Annotated in this window: 11 protein-coding genes and 1 pseudogene; 2 read left to right on the plus strand and 10 right to left on the minus strand. The window is 72.7% G+C overall.

Annotation, left to right across the window (positions count from 1 at the left end; genetic code table 11):
* Positions 1 to 94 precede the first annotated feature (94 nt).
* The 4 genes and pseudogenes from ACRAS8_RS10145 to ACRAS8_RS10160 all read right to left on the minus strand — a co-directional run bounded on the left by ACRAS8_RS10145 (position 95) and on the right by ACRAS8_RS10160 (position 7,989).
* Positions 95 to 2,014, minus strand: a complete 1,920-nt coding sequence (locus ACRAS8_RS10145; RefSeq protein ID WP_438485615.1) for an acyl-CoA dehydrogenase family protein — start codon at positions 2,012 to 2,014, stop codon at positions 95 to 97.
* Between the two features lie 266 nt (positions 2,015 to 2,280).
* A pseudogene (locus ACRAS8_RS10150) lies at positions 2,281 to 3,129 on the minus strand (aldehyde dehydrogenase family protein); the annotation flags it as partial.
* 369 nt (positions 3,130 to 3,498) lie between these two features.
* Positions 3,499 to 5,235, minus strand: coding sequence for a PucR family transcriptional regulator (locus ACRAS8_RS10155; RefSeq protein ID WP_438485616.1), 1,737 nt, complete (start codon positions 5,233 to 5,235; stop codon positions 3,499 to 3,501).
* 264 nt (positions 5,236 to 5,499) lie between these two features.
* Entirely contained in the window at positions 5,500 to 7,989 is a 2,490-nt protein-coding gene (locus tag ACRAS8_RS10160) for an ATP/GTP-binding protein (RefSeq protein WP_438485617.1), read from the minus strand.
* Between the two features lie 253 nt (positions 7,990 to 8,242).
* Between ACRAS8_RS10160 and gabT the strand changes: the two genes are divergently transcribed.
* Both gabT and ACRAS8_RS10170 read left to right on the plus strand, forming a co-directional pair.
* On the plus strand, positions 8,243 to 9,592 hold the full coding sequence (gene gabT / locus ACRAS8_RS10165) for a 4-aminobutyrate--2-oxoglutarate transaminase (RefSeq protein ID WP_438485618.1): 1,350 nt from the start codon (positions 8,243 to 8,245) through the stop codon (positions 9,590 to 9,592).
* A 451-nt stretch (positions 9,593 to 10,043) separates the two neighbouring features.
* Positions 10,044 to 10,814 (plus strand): phosphatase PAP2 family protein, encoded by a 771-nt coding sequence (locus ACRAS8_RS10170; RefSeq protein ID WP_438485619.1) that lies wholly within the window; start codon positions 10,044 to 10,046, stop codon positions 10,812 to 10,814.
* A 199-nt stretch (positions 10,815 to 11,013) separates the two neighbouring features.
* Here the strand turns inward: ACRAS8_RS10170 and ACRAS8_RS10175 are convergent, their stop codons facing one another.
* The 6 genes from ACRAS8_RS10175 to ACRAS8_RS10200 all read right to left on the minus strand — a co-directional run bounded on the left by ACRAS8_RS10175 (position 11,014) and on the right by ACRAS8_RS10200 (position 18,413).
* Entirely contained in the window at positions 11,014 to 12,456 is a 1,443-nt protein-coding gene (locus ACRAS8_RS10175; RefSeq protein ID WP_438485620.1) for an NAD(P)/FAD-dependent oxidoreductase, read from the minus strand.
* A gap of 5 nt (positions 12,457 to 12,461) precedes the next feature.
* On the minus strand, positions 12,462 to 13,352 hold the full coding sequence (locus ACRAS8_RS10180; RefSeq protein ID WP_438485621.1) for an ABC transporter permease: 891 nt from the start codon (positions 13,350 to 13,352) through the stop codon (positions 12,462 to 12,464).
* The gene (locus ACRAS8_RS10185; RefSeq protein WP_438485622.1) at positions 13,352 to 14,290 is read right to left on the minus strand and encodes an ABC transporter permease; all 939 of its coding nucleotides are present in this window, start codon (positions 14,288 to 14,290) and stop codon (positions 13,352 to 13,354) included. Before ACRAS8_RS10185 ends, ACRAS8_RS10180 begins: the two co-directional genes overlap by 1 nt.
* Positions 14,287 to 15,450, minus strand: a complete 1,164-nt coding sequence (locus ACRAS8_RS10190; RefSeq protein ID WP_438485623.1) for an ABC transporter ATP-binding protein — start codon at positions 15,448 to 15,450, stop codon at positions 14,287 to 14,289. The genes ACRAS8_RS10185 and ACRAS8_RS10190 overlap by 4 nt, the downstream gene beginning before the upstream one ends.
* A gap of 80 nt (positions 15,451 to 15,530) precedes the next feature.
* A complete protein-coding gene (locus ACRAS8_RS10195; RefSeq protein WP_438485624.1) occupies positions 15,531 to 16,790 on the minus strand; it encodes a polyamine ABC transporter substrate-binding protein in 1,260 nt (419 codons plus the stop codon).
* Positions 16,791 to 16,895: 105 nt separating this feature from the next.
* Positions 16,896 to 18,413, minus strand: coding sequence for a gamma-aminobutyraldehyde dehydrogenase (locus tag ACRAS8_RS10200; RefSeq protein ID WP_438485625.1), 1,518 nt, complete (start codon positions 18,411 to 18,413; stop codon positions 16,896 to 16,898).
* Positions 18,414 to 18,591 lie beyond the last annotated feature (178 nt).

An 18,591-nucleotide genomic window follows, 5' to 3' on the forward strand; every position in this document is an offset into this window, starting at 1 on the left:
CCATTGTGGCCGGTCGGCGGGGCACCCCGGCCACCGAGGGCGCCCGCGCCCCGTACGGGCGACGCGCGGGCCGCCCGTACGGGACGTGCGGGGCTCAGTGGAAGGGACGGCGGGCGTTGTCCTTGGTGCTGGGGCCGGGGGCGGCGTCGGCGATCCAGGCGCCGTCGCCGCTGGGGTCGACGACGCCCTCCTCCAGCCAGGTGTAGCGGCCGCCGAGGACGCCGGAGACGACCTTGCGGTCCAGTGCGTCGGTGTTGGTCCACAGCCGGTGGAACAGCTCCTCGACGCGGATCCGGGCCTGCCGGCAGAAGGCGTCGGCGAGCTGGTGGGCCTCCTGGCCGTGGTCGCCGGTGAGCCGCAGGTGCTCGGCCCGGACGCAGGCCGCGCTCATCGCGAACAGCTCGGCGCCGATGTCGACGATCCGGCCGAGGAAGCCCTGTTTGGTCTCCATCTTCCCCTGCCAGCGCGACATCGCGTAGAAGGTGGACCGGGCGAGCTTGCGGGAGGTCCGTTCGACGTACCGCAGATGGCCCGCCAGTTCGCCGAACTCCGCGTAGGTCCGCGGGAGTTGGCCGGGTCCGGCGACGAGCTTGGGGAGCCAGCGGGCGTAGAAGCCGCCGGCCTTGGCAGCCGCCCTGCCCTTGTCGCCCAGGGACTTGTCGGGGTCGATGAGGTCGCCGGCGACGGAGAGGTGGGCGTCGACCGCCTCGCGGGCGATCAGCAGGTGCATGATCTCGGTGGAGCCCTCGAAGATCCGGTTGATGCGCATGTCGCGCAGCACCTGCTCGGTGGGGACGGCGCGTTCGCCGCGGGCGGCGAGCGAGTCGGCGGTCTCGAAGCCGCGGCCGCCGCGGATCTGGACGAGTTCGTCGGCCATCCGCCAGCCCATCTCGGAGCCGTAGAGCTTGGCGAGGGCGGCCTCGATACGGATGTCGTTGCGGTTCTCGTCAGCCATCTGGGAGGCGAGGTCGACGACGGCCTCCAGGGCGAAGGTGGTCGCCGCGATGAAGGCGATCTTGCCGCCGACCGCCTCGTGTTCGGCGATCGGGCGGCCCCACTGCTCGCGGGCGCCGGACCACTCGCGGGCGATCTTCAGGCACCACTTGCCGGTGCCCGCGCACATCGCGGGCAGCGAGAGCCGGCCGGTGTTGAGGGTGGTGAGGGCGATCTTCAGGCCGGCGCCCTCGGGGCCGATGCGGTTGGCGGCCGGGACCCGTACCCGGTGGAAGCGGGTGACGCCGTTCTCCAGGCCGCGCAGGCCCATGAAGGCGTTGCGGTTCTCGACGGTGATGCCGGGCGAGTCGGCCTCGACGACGAAGGCGGTGATGCCGCCCTTGTGGCCTTCGGAGGCGGGGACCCGGGCCATCACCACGAGCAGGTCGGCGACCACGCCGTTGGTGGTCCACAGCTTCACGCCGTCGAGGAGGTAGTCGTCGCCTTCCGGGACCGCGGTGGTGGCCAGGCGGGCCGGGTCGGAGCCCACGTCGGGCTCGGTGAGCAGGAACGCGGAGATGTCCGTGCGGGCCAGCCGCGGCAGGAACGTCTCCTTCTGCTCCTGGGTGCCGAAGAGTTTCAGCGGCTGCGGTACGCCGATCGACTGATGCGCGGAGAGCAGCGCGCCGATCGCCGGGCTGGCGGAGCCGACCAGGGCGAGGGCGCGGTTGTAGTAGACCTGCGTGAGGCCGAGACCGCCGTACTTGGGGTCGATCTTCATGCCCAGGGCGCCCAGTTCCTTCAGGCCGCGCACGGTCTCGTCGGGGATCCGGCCCTCGCGGTCGATCCGGGCGCCGTCGATCTCCGTCTCGCAGAACTCCCGCAGCGTGGCCAGGAACTTCTCGCCGCGCCGGACGTCGTCCACCGCGGGGGTGGGGTGCGGATGGATGAGGTCGAGCCGGAAGCGCCCCAGGAACAGCTCCTTGGCGAAGCTGGGCTTGTGCCAGTCCTGCTCGCGGGCCGCCTCGGCGACCTGGCGGGCTTCGCGCTCGGAAACGTTGCGGATGGACGGAGCGGTCATCAGGAACTCACCTCGCCGCGAATCGGGGGTGCTGCCGGCGGACCGGTCGGCCCGCCGGTCAGTGCTACTACTGACAAGTACCCGATCCGAGCGGGTTCCACCAGCGGAGCGGAGGGCGGGGGCGGGTCCCCGCCACGGGTGGGCCGGGCAGGCCCGGAGACGGTGCCGGAGAACGCGGCGCGGCGCGCTCCGGAAACAGGGTGCCGGAGCGCGCCGCGCGAGGGGCCGGCGCCGGGGGGTGCGCCGGCCGGGGCCTGGCGGGCGGTGGCGAAGGTGGCGATGCGCTGCGCGGCCCAGTCCAGGTCCTGCTCGGAGGACCAGTCGGCCAGCACGACGGCCGCGCCGTTGCCGCCCAGCTCCAGGGTGCAGTGCTTGCGCGGCACCGAGTCGAGGATGGCGTAGCCGACGGTGTCGGAGCCGGTGAAGGAGATGACCGGCAGCCGCTCGTCCTGGACCAGCGCCGGCATCCGGTCGTTGGGGACCGGGAGGATCGACCAGGAGCCGGCGGGCAGGTCGGTGCCGGCCAGCAGCTCGCCGATGACCAGGCCGGAGAGCGGGGTGGCCGGGGCCGGCTTGAGGATGATCGGGACGCCGGCGGCGATGGCCGGGGCGATCTTGTGGGCGCAGAGGTTCAGCGGGAAGTTGAACGGCGCGATGCCCAGGACCGTGCCACGCGGGAAGCGGCGGGTCAGCGCGAGCCGGCCGGCGCCGCCCGCGTCGGTGTCCAGGCGCTGCGCCTCGCCGCCGTTGAAGCGGCGGGCCTCCTCGGCCGCGAAGCGGAACACGGAGATGGCGCGGCCGACCTCGCCGCGCGCCCACCTGATGGGCTTGCCGTTCTCCGCGGAGATCAGCTGGGCGAGCTCCTCGGTGCGCTCCACCAGCCCGCGCACCACGTGGTCCAGGGCGGCGGCCCGCACATGGGCGGGGGTCGCGGCCAGCTCGTCCTGGACGGCGACGGAGGCGGCCACGGCCTCCTCGACCTGGGCCTCGGTGGGCACGCTCACCGTGCCGACGAGACGTCCGTCCCAGGGGGAGGTGACATCGAAGGTGGCCTCGCCGGTGGCCTCGCGGCCGGCGAGCCAGAAGGCGGTGGGGGCTGCAGCAGTGTTCGGCACAGTGGATCCCGGCCCTTCAGTGATGGTGGGTGGTGCGCGCGCGGCTCTGGGAGCGGCTTGGCGTAGGACTCTGCAGCCCACCGTAGGGGTGCGGCGGCCCCGTGGCGCTTGTCCGAAGCGGCGTAATCCGCGGGGCCGTCTCTCCGTGGTGGAGTCCGGGGCGGTGGCGGGGCATGGCGCCGCAGGTGGGAAGCAGGTGGTAGGGGGTCGGTGACGGTACGCGGCGGATGGCGCGCGGGCGGGTGCCGTCGCCGGCCGCGGACGGCGCGCGTCGGGCGGCACGCGGCACGGACGGGACCGGCCGACTCCCTGCCGTCTGCCGCCTTCCGTCTCTGCCTTCCGCCCGCTCCCTGCTCCGCCCCCTCCCGGTTACTCCCCCACCGCCCCCGACGTCGCCTTCAACGCCAGCCACAGCTCCATCCGGACGTCCGGGTCGTCCAGCGAGCGGCCCAGGATCTCCTCGACGCGGCGCATGCGGTAGCGCAGGGTGTGGCGGTGGACGCCCAGGTCGGCGGCGGCCGCGTCCCACTGGCCGTGCCGGGCGAGCCAGGCGCGCAGCGATGCCACGAGGTCGCCGCGCCCGGTCGCGTCGTGTTCGCGCAGCGCCCGCAGCAGCCCGTCGGCGAAGGCCCGGACCGCGTCGTCGGCGAGCAGCGGCAGGACCGAGCCGGCCGCCACGTCCTCGTGTTCCACCAGGGTGCGGCCGCGCCGGCGGGCGACCGAGAGCGCCTGCTCGGCCTGGCGGTAGGCGTTGGCCGCGGCCATCGGGCCGGTGGGCGCGGAGAGGCCGACGGCCAGGCCCTCGCCCTCCCGGCCGGTGCCGTTGCGGGAGTTCCGGCCGCGCGGGCGCGGGTGCTCGCCGCAGCGGGCGTCGGCCGAGGCGGCGAACGCGGTGCAGGCGTCCGCGGCCGCGCCGCCGTCCGCGACCAGCACGATCAGCCGGCCGCCGTCCGGTACGGCGAGCACTGCCTCGCCGGTGCGGGCGGCGGCGGACTCCATGGCGTCGGCCAGCGCGTCCAGCGCGGACGCGGTGCCGGCGCCCGGGGACGACGGCGGTCCCCCCTGGCCGAACGAAGTCGGGAGCTCGGCGGGGAACTTGACCGGAAGCTTGGCCGGGAACTTGGCCGGAAGCTTGGGGGCGGTCGGCTGCTCGTCGGCAGGCACCGGCTCGGCCACCACCATCCGGAACGGGGCGTCCAGCAGCCCCCCGTAGAGCCGTCCGGCCACCGCCCGGGCGTGATCCGGCTCGCCGGCCAGCAGCATCTTCAGGACCGCGGCGCCCAGCCGCTGCTCGGCGTCCTGGAGCGCCCGGGACCGCTCGGTGGTCAGGGTCAGCAGGGCGACCGCCGAGTGCACCGCGTAGCGCGCGGCGGTGCCCAGCGGCGCGTCGGTCCCGACGGCGAGCACCCCGCGGGCCCGGCGGCCGGTGCCCAGCGACTGGAGCTCCACCCGGTCGTCGCCGTCGGTGTCGCTGACGACGGAGCTGGCGGGCGCGGGCCGTTCCCGCAGCCGCGCCACGTCCCCGGCGAGCCGGGAGGCGCGCCGCGCCGCCCAGTCGGGGGCGGCCGCCACCACCGCTCCCGACACGTCGTAGAGCGCCGCCCAGCCGCCCAGGTGTGCCGCGAGCCGGGCCAGCAGTTCGGCCGGGCCCTCGGCACCGAGCGCCGCGCGGGTCAGCTCCCGCTGCGCCTCGAAGCCGGCGGTGACCGCGCGGTACTGGTCGGCCGCCACGGCCGCCGACACCGCCTTGCTGATCGCGATGAACGGCGTGCGGCGGGGCACCCCCAGCAGCGGCAGGTGGTGCCGGCGCGCCGCCTCGACCAGCGCCTCCGGTACGCCGTCGTAGTTCACCCCGACCGCGAACCCCAGCCCGACCACGCCGGCCTCGGCGACCCGCCGCACGTAGCGATCCGCGGTGTCCGGGTCCTCCGCGTCCAGCTTGAGCGCGGTGATCAGCAGCAGCTCCCCGCCCTCCATGTAGGGCACCGGGTCGATCAGCTCGCTGGCGTGCGCCCAGCGCACCGGGACGTCCAGCCGGTCCTCGCCCGCGAGCACGGTCAGCTTGAGCGCGGTGTGGTTGACCAGGGAGGCGAGGGTGTGCGGCATGAGACCTTCGATGGCTCCGGCGGACGGTCCGACCGCGACCGGCTGCCGAGTACCCCGCCGGCCTCCTGCCGACTCCCGCCGATCGTCCGCGCCGCCCGCATGAACGGCTGACGTGTACGCCGCCCTGTATGAACGGCTGCTGTCGATTCTGCCTCAACGGAGGGTTTCGGGGACACTCCCCGGCCCCGGTCATCAGGGACCCGGGGCCGGTCATCAAGGGACCCGGGGCCGGACGGGCGCGAACGCGTACGGGGCCCCGGGCGGTCAGGAACGGAGATCGACGAGGACGGGCGGGGCGTGCTCGCCCTCGACCGTGGTCACCGACAGCACCGCATGGCCGGCCGGGAGCGCGTTCGCGAGGTCGGAGGCGGACCAGCGTTCGCGTTCGACCGTGCGGACGGTGATGGCCTTGGAGGTGGCGGCCTTGCCGGTGACCAGTTGGCGGAAGATGTGGAACGCCTTCATCCCGGCACCGTGCGCGATGATTTGACGATCCGTCACATCACGGGTCTCCACCCACTCCTTGCCCCACACCTCGGCGAACGGCGCCCCGTCCCAGGGCGTGACGCCCGCGAACGCCATCCGGCAGCCGACCGAGCCGAGCAGCGCGCTGCGCAGCGCCTCGGGGACGTCGTCCAGCGAGCGCAGCGTCAGCACCGCCCCGGCGTTGGCCGAGCGGAGGCGCTGGAGACCGCGCAGCGCCTCCGCCGTGACGGTGTGCGCGGCCTCGTCGAGGACCAGGCAGGCGAACAGCGAGCGGTCCGCGCGGGCCACCGCGCACTCGGTGAACTGCGCCAGAACCAGCCGGGCCAGGATCCGGGACGCCTCGGCGTGGCCGCGTTCGGGCAGCTCGATACGGATCCGGAGGGGGTGGTCCAGGGCGCGCAGCGAGACCTGGCGGGTGGTTCCCGTGGGATCGAAGAAGGCGGCGAAGGCGGGGCGGTCGAGCAGCGCGATCCGGTCCGCGAGGAGGAGGGCGACATCGCCGGGACGCTCGGACTGGCGGGCGCGGGCGTCGAGTTCACGCAGCAGGGTGTGGTCGCCGGCCGCTTCCAGGGCGGTGCGCAGCGCGGCCACCGCCTGCGGCGCGCCGTCCAGCAGCTCACGCAGCTCGGGCACGCTCGGGAAGCGGCCGTGGGCGGCGCGGAACGGACCGAGCAACTGGGCCAGCGCGGTCGCGGCCCGCCGGCTGTCACCACCGGGAAGCTGCCCGGCGAGGTCCCCGACAAGCCCCTCGGCCAGAATCCCGGCCGCCTCGTCGGGGTCGGCGGTGCCGCCGTAGAGGTCCAGGCCGCACTCCGCGTCGCGGTGACCGGCCCGGACCACGGTGTCGAAGGCGCCGTCGGCCACGGGCGCCGTGCCGGCCGGCCCGACGGAGACGACGGTGGCGCGCCCGGAGATCGCCTGCAGGCACATCGCCTCGACCAGCGGCCGTACCAGCCGGGTGGTCTTGCCCGAGCCGGCCGGGCCGACCGCGAGCAGCGACGTACCGAGTACCTTCGGTTCGAGTGCGATCCCCGAGCCCCGCCGGTCGTAGGGGTTGCGAACGTCCTCGGACGCGGTGCCGATGCGTACCTGCGACGTGACGAGATCGTGCTGTGCGGTCCGGGTGGGCAGGTCACGGGCTCCGGAGGAGTGCGGGAAGGCGGCCGAACCGTGTTTCCGCACCCCGTCGACGAAGGCGGGCAGTCGGCTCGGCTGCGTCCTGACGGACTGCCAGGCACGGCTGATCCGGGTGTGGTCGACGTCGTTCATGAGTCCGGACCGCGCTTCCTGTGCCAGCCGATCGGCCGCCGCCGCAGCTCCGGCGGCGCGCAGCTCCGCCCATTCGGCCTGGTCGACCTCCAGGACGCGGCCGGTGGCCGGGGCGGACTTCCCGACGTTCTGCGGGCCTCGCTTGCCCGACGTGAGGTAGCGGCGGCGCAGTTCTCCCAGGCAGGCGAACCTGTTGAAGACCAGCAGCAGTACGCCGAGATCGAGGAGTTCGAAACTCGTGGCGTAGTAGAAGAACGACGCCTGCTGCCCCGATACCGGTGTCAGGTTCTCCAGCTGGAGCATCAGGAGGGAGGAGTCCGTGGTCTTGTCGGTGCACCACTGCCACAGGAGCCACACGACGACGAGCGTGGCACCCGTGCGGATCAGCAACGGGCCGCCGGGAAGCGTGGCGGGGTCCTTGGGAGCCAGCCATACGGGAAGCCTGTTCCACAGACGGTCGACGGTGGGGGTGACCAGTCGCCGGAAGAGCTCCGGCCACCGTCCGAGCCGGCCGAAGACGACGACGATCGCGCCGAGGACGAGGGCCATGTACACGAAGGACGAGACGACGTTGGCGTTCCCCGTCTTCCAGGAGTCGGGCAGCATCACCTCGCGCGGCCACTTCCAGTAGGGGCCCAGGTAGTCGTTCATCAGGAGCGACCAGAGCAACCAGGCGCACAGCGCCGAGACCACCGCGCCCGTGATCAGTTGCGGCACCGCGATCTCCTGGGGTGCGTCCTTCGGCCTGGGCCGGTGCCCCAAGGCCCAGACGCCCGGCCCGCCGGACCTGCGCGGGGCACTCAGCCAGGCCATCAGGGGGGATTGCGGCGCCTCACCTGCACGCCCGCCACCGCGGGGACCGGCCCCGCCGCCGCTCGCCGGCGGCACGGCGTAGCCCGGGGGTACGGCCGGACGGGGCGGCGGTCCCGGGGGGTGAGCCGGCCTGGGGAACTGGCCGGAGCGGATGTTGCGTGCGTCCTGCGTGCCCTCGGTGTCCATCCGGTGTCCCTTGTCCCCCTTGAGACGTGGCCGGCCGCGTCGGTTCGCCGGCCTGTCGTTGTCATGCCCGCGCTGGCGCGCCGTCGCCGGGCGTGCCGCCCTCAATTTACTGGCCGCGCCCCGCCGCTATGTCCGGTGCGGACAACGCAACACGCGCACTTCTCCCGAACGGAACATGCCACACCCGGCCCACCGCCCCTAACCTGCGAGAACAAGACCTCTGTACGTCCGTGTTCCACCCCAGGAGACTGCCATGACCGAACTGTCCGGAGGGCCCGCCCTCCCCCAGGAGCGTCGCGTCGTCACCGCGATCCCCGGCCCCAAGTCCCAGGAGCTGTGGGCCCGCAAGCAGGAGACCGTGGCCGCCGGTGTCGGCGCGGTGCTGCCCGTCTTCGTCAAGCGTGCGGGCGGCGGTGTGCTGGAGGACGTGGACGGCAACTCCCTGATCGACTTCGGCTCCGGTATCGCGGTGACCTCGGTCGGCAACAGCGCGGAGGCCGTGGTCCGCCGGGCCACCGCGCAGCTCGCGGACTTCACCCACACCTGTGCGATGGTGACGCCCTACGAGCCGTATATCGAGGTCTGCGAGCAGCTGGCCGAGCTGACGCCGGGTGACCATGCGAAGAAGTCGGCGCTGTTCAACTCCGGTGCGGAGGCCGTCGAGAACGCCGTCAAGATCGCCCGTGCGTACACCAAGCGCCAGGCGGTCGTCGTGTTCGACCACGGCTACCACGGCCGGACGAACCTCACGATGGCGCTGACCGCGAAGAACATGCCGTACAAGCACGGCTTCGGCCCGTTCGCGCCCGAGGTCTACCGCGTGCCGCTGGCCTACCCCTTCCGCTGGCTGACCGGCCCGGAGAACTGCGCGCAGGAGGCCGCCGACCAGGTGATCACGCAGATCACCAAGCAGATCGGCGCGGAGAACGTCGCGGCGATCATCATCGAGCCGGTGCTCGGCGAGGGCGGCTTCATCGAGCCGGCCAAGGGCTTCCTCCCGGCGATCGCGGACTTCGCGAAGGAGAACGGCATCGTCTTCGTCGCGGACGAGATCCAGTCCGGCTTCTGCCGTACCGGCCAGTGGTTCGCGTGCGAGGACGAGGGCGTGGTGCCGGACCTGATCACGACGGCGAAGGGCATCGCGGGCGGTCTGCCGCTGGCCGCCGTCACCGGCCGCGCCGAGATCATGGACGCCGCGCACGCGGGCGGCCTGGGCGGCACCTACGGCGGCAACCCGGTGGCCTGCGCCGCCGCGCTCGGCTCGATCGAGACCATGCGCGAGCTGGACCTGAACGCCAGGGCCAAGCGCATCGAGGAGGTCATGAAGGGCCGCCTGTCCGCGCTGCAGGAGAAGTACGACATCATCGGCGAGGTCCGCGGCCGCGGCGCGATGATCGCGATCGAGCTGGTCAAGTCCGGTTCCAAGGACCCGAACCCGGAGGTCACCGCGGCGCTCGCCAAGGCGTGCCACCAGGAGGGCCTGCTGGTGCTGACGACCGGCACGTTCGGCAACGTGCTGCGCTTCCTGCCGCCGCTGGTCATCGGCGAGGACCTGCTGAACGAGGGTCTGGACATCCTGGAGTCGGCGTTCGGCGCGCTCTGAACGGGATGCGGCACGCTCTGAACGGGACCGGCCTTCCGGGCGCCCGGAGAGGGCGTGAAGAAGATGTGCGGGGGCAATGGCGGGCACGTGATGCGGCTTACCGGTCGCGCTGCCGGTGCCGTACGGTTTCTGCAGATTGAGAGAAACACCCCGCCCGCAGGGGACTGCGGGCGGCGCCCGGTCGGTGCTTCCCGGCTTCGACCTGGCTGTGCCCTCGCGCACACCACCGGGACCCCTTGCACGGGGGCTCCGGGAATCCTCACCGATCGGATGTCCGCCCGCCCCAGACCCCCCGGGGCGCGCGGCACACCGGTCCTCGCGGCCGCTCCGGAGCCACCCCCCCTGTTCCGGAGCGGCCGCATCTTTTTGCGTCGGGGGGCGCCTTATGGGGGCATTGAGGGATTCATGAGGATGGGCGCTTGATGAGGTGTTCTGTGTGATGAGGGGTTCTGTGGCTCGGGGGGCTCGGGGAACTCGGCGGTATGTCCTTCTCGCGCTGTGCAGTGCGCTGTTCTTCGGGCTGGTCACCTGGCAGGTGGCGGCCCACGGCGCGGTGCGCGGGCTCGACGAGCGGCTGGGCCGCGGGCTGGCGGCCAGTGCCGTTCCCGGGCCGCTCGCCCAGTTCCTCGCCGATCTGGGCAATGCGGCGGTGGCGCTGCCGGTGCTGCTGGCGGCGGCCGGTTGGGCGGCGTGGCGGACCCGCCGCGGACCGGAACCGGAGAAGGCGTGGCCGGCGCCGGTCGCCGCGGTGGGGGCGCTGGCCGCCGTGCCGGCACTCGTCGTCCCGTTCAAGGAGTGGCTGGACCGGCCGGGGCCGCCCCGGATGGCCGGCGTGCACGAGGGGTTCTATCCGTCGGGGCACGGGGCGACGGCGGCCGTGGCGTACGGGCTGGTGGCACTGCTGCTGCTCCGGGCGTACGCGGGGCGGCAGGGCGGCCGGACCGCGGGGCGTCGGAGCCTCGCCGAGGTCCGCGTCGCGCGGGTGGTCGCGGCGGGGGCCGCACTGCTCAACGCGGGCGTCGGGCTGGGACTTGTGCGGCAGGGATACCACTGGCCGCTGGACGTACTCGGCGGCTGGTGTCTGGCGGGAGTGCTGTTGCCGCTGTGGTGCGTGGTGTGCGACCGGTGGGGCGGACGGCGGGACGGGCAGCGGGACGGCCGGCAGGACGCGCAGCGGACTGGACCGGCTCCTGACCTCGTCCCGGATCCCGACGGGCACTGACGGACGACACTGACGGGCACTGGCAGCCCGTCAACTCCCGCCCACACGCGAGTCGTTAGGACGCAATCACCGGATTGACGATTGACGAACGCCCCGGCCGCACCGCCGCACCCCGGCCCCGCCCCTCCCCCGCCCCCCACCCCAAGGCGGCCGGCCGCACCAGCCGTCCGCCCCGGGCGGGCGCCTAACGGGTGGCCGGTCAGCTGTCGAAGCCCAGGCCGACCTTGTCCATGGCCTTGAGCCACAGGTTGCGCCGGCCGCCGTTCTCGTCGGCGCGGGTCATGGACCACTGGGTGAGGCCGATGCCCAGCGAGCGCACCGGCTCGGGCGGGAACGGCAGCGGCTTGGTCCGTACCATCTCCAGCTCGGTCCGCTCGGTGCGCTCCCCCGCCAGCAGGTCCAGCATCACCTCCGCGCCGAAGCGGGTGGCGCCGACGCCGAGCCCGGTGTAGCCGAGCGCGTACGCCGTCCGGCCGCCGTGGGCGGTGCCGAAGAAGGCGGAGAAGCGGGAGCAGGTGTCGATCGCGCCGCCCCAGGTGTGGGTGAAGCGGATGCCCTCCAGCTGCGGGAAGCAGGTGAAGAAGTGCTCGGCGAGCTTGCGGTAGGTGTCCGGGTGGTGGTCGTACTCGGCCCGGACGCCGCCGCCGTAGTGGTAGATGATGTCGTAGCCGCCCCACAGGATGCGGTGGTCGGCGGTGATGCGGAAGTAGTGGAAGTGGTTGGCGCTGTCGCTCAGGCCCGGCCGGTTCTTCCAGCCGACGGCGGCGAGTTGCTCCGCGGTGAGCGGCTCGGTCATCAGCGCGTAGTCGTAGACCGGCGCGACGAACGGGCGGAGCCGCTTGACCAGCGACGGGAAGGCGTTGGTGGCCAGCGCCGCGTGCCGCGCGAAGACCCGGCCGTAGGGGGTGCGGACCGCGATGCCCGCGCCGCGCGAGGACAGTTGGGTGCCGGGGGTGTGCTCGTAGATCCGGACGCCCAGGGAGCGGCAGGCCCGCTTCAGGCCCCAGGCGAGCCTGGCCGGGTGGACCATGGCGACGCCGGTGCGGTCCCACAGGCCGGCCAGGAAGGTGGGCGAGTCGACCTCGGCGCGGACCGCCTCGCGGTCGAGGAACTCGTAGCCGCCCAGGCCCAGTTGCCCGGCCTCCTCGGCCATCTCGCGGAGTTCGCCGACCTGGTGCGGGGCGGTGGCGACGTCGATCTCGCCGGTGCGCTCGAAGTCGCAGTCGATGCCGTGGCGAGCGACCGCGTCCTCGATGGCGTCGAGGTTGCGGGCGCCCAGCTCCTCCAGGGTGGCCAGTTCGCCGGGCCAGCGGGCCAGTCCGTTGCCCAGGCCGTGGGTGAGGGAGGCGGCGCAGAAGCCGCCGTTGCGGCCGGAGGCGGCCCAGCCGGCCTCCTGGCCCTCGATGAGGACGACGTCCCGCTGCGGATCGCGCTCCTTGGCGAGCAGCGCGGTCCACAGGCCGGAGTAGCCGCCGCCGACGACCAGCAGGTCGCAGTGCTCGTCGCCGACGAGGGCGGGCTCGGGGTCCGGCCGGGCCGGGTCCTCCAGCCAGAACGGTGTGAGGGCGGCGTCGGCCAGCGCATGGACGGGGGAGGGGGCCGGGGCGGCCCCCGAGGGGTTCGGCATGGCAGCTCGTGCCATGGTTCTCAGCTCCTCTGGCTGCGTTTAGTGCGCCTGCTGCGCTTGCGTCGGGTTCCGGCCAGTCGGCCGGCGAACACGCACAGGACGGCGACCAGGAACATCGCCGTTCCGATGACATTGATTTGAACGGGTGTGCCCCGCTGCGCCGATCCCCAGACGAACATGGGGAAGGTCACGGTGGAGCCGGCGTTGAAGTTCGTGATGATGAAGTCGTCGAAGGAGAGCGCGAAGGAGAGCAGCGCGCCGGCGGCGATGCCGGGCGCGGCGATCGGCAGCGTCACCCGCAGGAAGGTCTGCAGCGGTGTGGCGTAGAGGTCCTGGGCGGCCTGTTCCAGCCGCGGGTCCATGCTCATCACGCGGGCCTTGACGGCGGTGACGACGAAGCTCAGGCAGAACATGATGTGTGCGATGAGGATCGTCCAGAAGCCGAACTGGATGCCCATGTTGAGGAAGAGGGTGGCCAGCGAGGCGGCCATGACGACCTCGGGCATCGCCATCGGCAGGAAGATCAGGGTGTTGACGCCGGCCCGGGCGCGGAAGCGGTAGCGGGCCAGCGCGAACGCGATCATGGTGCCGAGGACGGTCGCGCCGACGGTCGCCCAGACGGCTATCCGCAGGCTCAGCCCGAGCGAGCCGCACATGTCGGCGACGCCGCACGGGTCGGTCCAGGCGTCGGTGGAGAACCGCGTCCACTGGTAGTTGAAGCGCCCGTTGGGCTTGTTGAAGGAGAAGACCATCACCACGACGTTGGGCAGGACCAGATAGGCCAGCGTGGCCAGTCCCGCCAGGGTGACGAGGTTGCGGCGCAGCCGGCGCAGGCCCTTGCCGGGGGTGCGCCGGGGCGCGGGGGCCGGGGTCGCGGCCGGGTCCTTCATGGTGGTGTCGGTGGCCGCCATCAGACCAGGTCCTCCGTCCCGGACTTGCGGATGTAGAGCGTGACCATGGCGAGGATGGCCGCCATGAGGATGAAGGAGAGCGCGGCGGCGGTCGGGTAGTCCAGCACCCGCAGGAACTGCGACTGGATGACGTTGCCGATCATCTTCTGGTCCGTGGAGCCCAGCAGTTCGGCGTTGATGTAGTCGCCGGCGGCCGGGATGAAGGTGAGCAGGGTGCCGGCGACGACGCCGGGCATGGACAGCGGGAAGGTGACCCGGCGGAAGGTGGTGGCCGGGCGGGCGTAGAGGTCGCCGGCGGCCTCGTGCAGCCGCGGGTCGATCCGTTCCAGCGAGGTGTACAGGGGCAGGACCATGAACGGCAGGAAGTTGTAGGTCAGTCCGCAGACCACCGCCAGGGGGGTGGCCAGCACCCGGTGCCCTTCGGTGAGGCCGAGGGCACTGGTGATGTCGAGGAGATGCAGCGCGTTGAGCGCGCCGACCACCGGGCCGCCGTCGGCCAGGATCGTCTTCCAGGCCAGGGTGCGGATCAGGAAGCTGGTGAAGAACGGGGCGATGACGAGGATCATCACGAGGTTCCGCCAGCGGCCGGCCTTGAAGGCGATCAGATACGCCAGCGGGTAGCCGAGCAGCAGGCAGAGCACGGTGGCGACGGCCGCGTAGCCGACCGAGCGGACGAACTGCGGCCAGTACTCGGCCAGCGCGTCCCAGTAGGTGGCGAAGTGCCAGGTGACCTTGAAGCCCTCTTCGAGGGAGCCGGTCTGGATCGAGGTCGACGCCTGGTAGACGAGCGGGGCGGCGAAGAAGACGATCAGCCAGAGGATGCCGGGGAGCAGCAGCCAGTAGGGGACCAGCCGCTTGCGGGTGGGGGTCTTGCGGATGGGCGGCGCCTCGTCCTCGGCCCGCTCGTCCGGTGGTGCGGGGGTGGCGGTGGCGGTCATGCGGCCTCCTCGTCGAGGTCCGCGCCGGCCTGGATGTCCTGCGCCGCGTCGAGCCCGAAGGTGTGCTCCGGCTCCCAGTGCAGGACGATGTCCGCGCCGGGGACGAGGCGGCCGTCCCGCCCGGTGTTCTGCTCGTAGACGGAGAGTTCGCCGACGCCGGGGACGTCGACGACGTACTGGGTGGAGACGCCGAGGAAGCTGGCGACCGTGACCCGGCCGGTCATCCGGTTGTGGCCCTCGGGGACCGCCGCGGCGTCGTCCGCGTGCGCCAGGGCGACCTTCTCGGGACGGAAGCCCGCCAGCACCTTGTCGCCCTTGCGGGCCGGGGTGCTGCATCGCCGGGTGGGCAGCCGCAGTGTGGCACCGGCTGCGGCGAGCACGAGTTCCGTGCCGCCGGCCTCGGTGACCTCGGCCGCGATGAGGTTGGAGGTGCCCAGGAAGTTGGCGACGAAGGTGGTGGCGGGGTTCTCGTACAGCTCGGCGGGGGCGCCGAGCTGCTCGACCCGGCCGCCGTTCATCACGGCCACGGTGTCGGCCATCGTCATGGCCTCCTCCTGGTCGTGGGTGACGTGCACGAAGGTGATGCCGACCTCGGTCTGGATGCGCTTGAGCTCCAGCTGCATCTGGCGGCGCAGCTTGAGGTCGAGGGCGCCCAGCGGCTCGTCCAGCAACAGCACCTGCGGGTGGTTGATCAGCGCGCGGGCGACCGCGACGCGCTGCTGCTGACCGCCGGAGAGCTGCTGCGGCTTACGGCGCGCCAGCGGGCCGAGCTGGACGAGGTCGAGCATCTCCTCGACCTGCTTCCTGACGGACTTGATGCCGCGGCGGCGCAGTCCGAAGGCGACGTTCTCGAAGATGTCCAGGTGGGGGAAGAGCGCGTAGTTCTGGAAGACGGTGTTGACCGGGCGCTTGTAGGGCGGGAGGGCGGTGACGTCCCGGCCGGAGAGGGCGACCGTGCCGGTGGTGGGTTCCTCCAGGCCGGCGATCATGCGCAGGGTGGTGGTCTTGCCGCAGCCGGAGGCGCCCAGCAGCGCGAAGAAGGACCCGGCGGGGATGGTCAGATCGAGCGGGTGAACGGCGGTGAAGGAGCCGTAGGTCTTGCTGATCCGGTCCAGGCGGACGTCGCCGCCGCTGCTCTGCGGGGTCTCGGTAGTGGTCATGTGGGTCGTCCCGTGGGTCGGAGGGGCTTGAGCGGCTCGGGCGGGACCGGTGGTGCGGACCGGGCGCCGTGCGGGCCGGCTCAGGTGCCGGTGAGGTCGGAGAACTTCTGGTTGAACACCCGGTTCTCCGAAGGGGTCAGGGCGCGGAAGGAGTGGGACCGGGCGGTCATCTCCTCGTCCGGCAGGATCAGCGGGTTCTTCGCGAGTTCCGGATCGATTTTCGCGAGTTCGCCGCGCACGCCGTCGACGGGGCAGGCGTAGTTGATGTACGCGGCGAGCCGGGCCGCCACCTTCGGCTCGTAGTAGTAGTCGATGAGCCGTTCGGCGTTCCCCTTGTGGCGGGCCCTGCTGGGCACCATCAGGTTGTCCGTGGAGGTCATGTAGCCGGCCTTGGGGACGGTGTAGCGGATGTGCGGGTTGTCGCTCTGCAGCTGGACGACGTCGCCGGCCCAGGCGACGCATGCGGCGAGGTCGCCCTTGCTCAGGTCGCCCGTGTAGTCGTTGCCGGTGAAGCGGCGGATCTGCCGGGTGTCGACGCCCTTCTGGAGCCGGGCGAGCGCGGCGTCGTAGTCGTCGGCGGTGACGTCCTCGGGCCGTTTGCCCATGTCGAGCAGGGTCAGTCCGACGGTGTCGCGCATCTCGGAGAGGAAGCCGACCCTCCCCTTGAGCCGCGGGTCCTCCAGCAGCTGGCCGATCGAGTCGACGGAACGGCCGCCGGTGGCCTGGGAGTTGTAGGCGATGATCGCGGGGATGCTCTGCCAGACGTAGGAGTGCTTGCGGCCCGGGTCCCAGGTGGGGTTGCGGAACTGCGCCGCGAGGTTGGCGCGGGCGTGCGGGAGGCGGTCCGCGTCCAGCGGCTGGATCCAGCCGAGGGAGATCATCCGGGCGCACATCCAGTCGGTGAGCACGATCAGGTCGCGGCCGGTGTCCTGCCCGTTGGCCAGCTGTGCCTGGACCTTGCCGAAGAACTCGTCGTTGTCGTTGATGTCCTCGGTGTACGTGACGGCGATGCCGGTGCGGCGCCGGAAGGCGTCCAGCGTGGGGTGGCCCTTGCCGTCGTCGCCGACGTCCATGTACTCGGTCCAGCTGGAGAAGTTCAGGCGTTTCTCCGCGGCGGAGCGGTCCACGGTCAGTGCGGCGTCGGTGCGGCCGGCGGGCGCGATCCCGCAGGCCGACAGGGCCGCGCCGCCGCCGGCCGCGGCCGCCAGGGCCCCGCCGGCCCGCAGCAGCGAGCGGCGGGTCATGGCGAGCCGGCCGGTGGTCAGGCTGCGGCGCAGGGCGGTGAGCTCGGCCGGGGAGAAGGGGGCCGGGGGTGGGGGCTGCTGCTCGTGGTGCTCCATGCGCGTGGCCTTTCAGGGGGTGTGCCCGGCGTGCGGCCGGTGGTGGCGGTGTGCGCGGCCCGGCCGCGGGCGGTGGGGCACGCCGGGCGCCCCGCCGGACCCAGGTCAGCCGCGGTCCCCGAAGACCGTCCGGTGCCAGTCCTTCGCGGCCACCCCGGTGATGTCGTACATCACGTGCTTGACCTGCGTGTACTCCTCGAACGAGTATGCCGACATGTCCTTGCCGAAACCGGACGCCTTGGCGCCGCCGTGCGGCATCTCGCTGATGATCGGGATGTGGTCGTTGACCCAGACGCAGCCGGCGTTGATCTCGCGGGTGGCCCGGCCGGTGCGGTAGACGTCCCGGCTCCAGGCGGACGCGGCCAGCCCGTAAGGGGTGTCGTTGGCCAGCGCGATGCCCTCGTCGTCGCTGTCGAAGGGCAGCACGGCCAGCACCGGGCCGAAGATCTCGGCCTGGACGATCTCGCTGTCCTGCGCGGCCCCGGTGATCAGCGTCGGCCGGTAGTACGCGCCCCTGGCCAGCTCGCCCTGGGGCGCCGCGCCGCCGGTGACCACGGTGGCGTAGCCGCGGGCCCGCTCGACGAAGCCGGCCACCCGGTCCCGCTGGGTGTGCGAGATCAGCGGCCCGAGGTCGGTGGACGGGTCGAACGGGTCGCCCAGCCGCACGGTCGCCATCAGGTCGGCCACACCGGTGACGAACGCGTCGTACAGCGGCCGTTGTACGTAGGCGCGGGTGGCGGCGGTGCAGTCCTGCCCCGTGTTGATCAGCGCGCCGGCGACCGCCCCGTGGACGGCGGCCGTCAGGTCCGCGTCGTCGAAGACCACGAACGGGGCCTTGCCGCCGAGCTCCAGGTGGAGCCGCTTGACGGTGCCGGTGGCGAGCTCGGCGACCCGTTTGCCGACGGCGGTGGAGCCGGTGAAGGAGGTCATGGCGACGCCGGGGTGGCCGACGAGGCGCTCGCCGGCGTCCCGGCCGGCGCCGGAGACGATGTTGAGGACGCCGTCCGGGAGTCCCGCGCGCTGTGCGGCCTGCGCGAAGAGCAGCGAGGTCAGCGGGGTGATCTCGGCGGGCTTGAGGATGATGGTGTTGCCCGCGGCGATGGCCGGCAGCACCTTCCAGGCGGCCATCTGGAGCGGGTAGTTCCAGGGCGCGATGGAGCCGACCACGCCGACCGGTTCCCGGCGGATCATGGAGGTGTGGTCGCCGCTGTATTCCGCGGCCGCCCGGCCCTCCAGATGGCGGGCGGCGCCGGCGAAGAACGCGGCGTTGTCGATCGTGCCGGGAACGTCGAACTCCGTGCTGAGCTTGAGCGGCTTTCCGCAGTTGAGGGATTCCGCGGCGGCGAGGTCCGCGGCGTCCTCGGCGAGCGCCGCGGCGAAGCGGTGCAGGGTGTCCGAGCGTTCCACGGGGGTGGCCCCGGCCCAGCCCGGGAGGGCCGCCGCGGCCGCCGCCACCGCGGCGTCCACCTCGTCGGGGCCCGCGAGTTCGTAGCGCAGCACGGTCTCGCCGGTGGCCGGGTCGACGACGTCCTGGGTACGGCCGGAGGTGCCGCTCCGCAGGCTTCCGGCGATGAACTGCGCGCCCTCGGCGAATCGTTGGGTCACTGCGGATCGCTGGTCCATGGTGCTCTCCTCCGCCGGGCGCCGGGGCCGCTCAGTGGCACTGCCAGGCGTAGCTATTTCCGGAATCGATGGCCGATCCTGACAGAGCAGAAGGCGACCAACAAGTGATTCCGTTGTTGCCTTTTGGTTACGCGACGAATTCTGCGAATTCAGTGGCCGGGGTGCCCGACACGTTGTC

Origin of the sequence: Streptomyces sp. S186 (genome assembly GCF_051603415.1) — a bacterium.
GTDB lineage: Bacteria > Actinomycetota > Actinomycetes > Streptomycetales > Streptomycetaceae > Streptomyces.

Excerpts from the sequence above, each read along its gene's own strand:
- ACRAS8_RS10155 (WP_438485616.1), bottom strand. The coding sequence starts at position 5,235 with ATGCCGCACACCCTCGCCTCCCTGGTCAACCACACCGCGCTCAAGCTG.
- ACRAS8_RS10195 (WP_438485624.1), bottom strand. The coding sequence starts at position 16,790 with ATGGAGCACCACGAGCAGCAGCCCCCACCCCCGGCCCCCTTCTCCCCG.
- ACRAS8_RS10190 (WP_438485623.1), bottom strand. The coding sequence starts at position 15,450 with ATGACCACTACCGAGACCCCGCAGAGCAGCGGCGGCGACGTCCGCCTG.
- ACRAS8_RS10175 (WP_438485620.1), bottom strand. The coding sequence starts at position 12,456 with ATGGCACGAGCTGCCATGCCGAACCCCTCGGGGGCCGCCCCGGCCCCC.
- ACRAS8_RS10145 (WP_438485615.1), bottom strand. The coding sequence starts at position 2,014 with ATGACCGCTCCGTCCATCCGCAACGTTTCCGAGCGCGAAGCCCGCCAG.
- ACRAS8_RS10160 (WP_438485617.1), bottom strand. The coding sequence starts at position 7,989 with ATGGACACCGAGGGCACGCAGGACGCACGCAACATCCGCTCCGGCCAG.
- ACRAS8_RS10180 (WP_438485621.1), bottom strand. The coding sequence starts at position 13,352 with ATGGCGGCCACCGACACCACCATGAAGGACCCGGCCGCGACCCCGGCC.
- gabT (WP_438485618.1), top strand. The coding sequence starts at position 8,243 with ATGACCGAACTGTCCGGAGGGCCCGCCCTCCCCCAGGAGCGTCGCGTC.
- ACRAS8_RS10200 (WP_438485625.1), bottom strand. The coding sequence starts at position 18,413 with ATGGACCAGCGATCCGCAGTGACCCAACGATTCGCCGAGGGCGCGCAG.
- ACRAS8_RS10185 (WP_438485622.1), bottom strand. The coding sequence starts at position 14,290 with ATGACCGCCACCGCCACCCCCGCACCACCGGACGAGCGGGCCGAGGAC.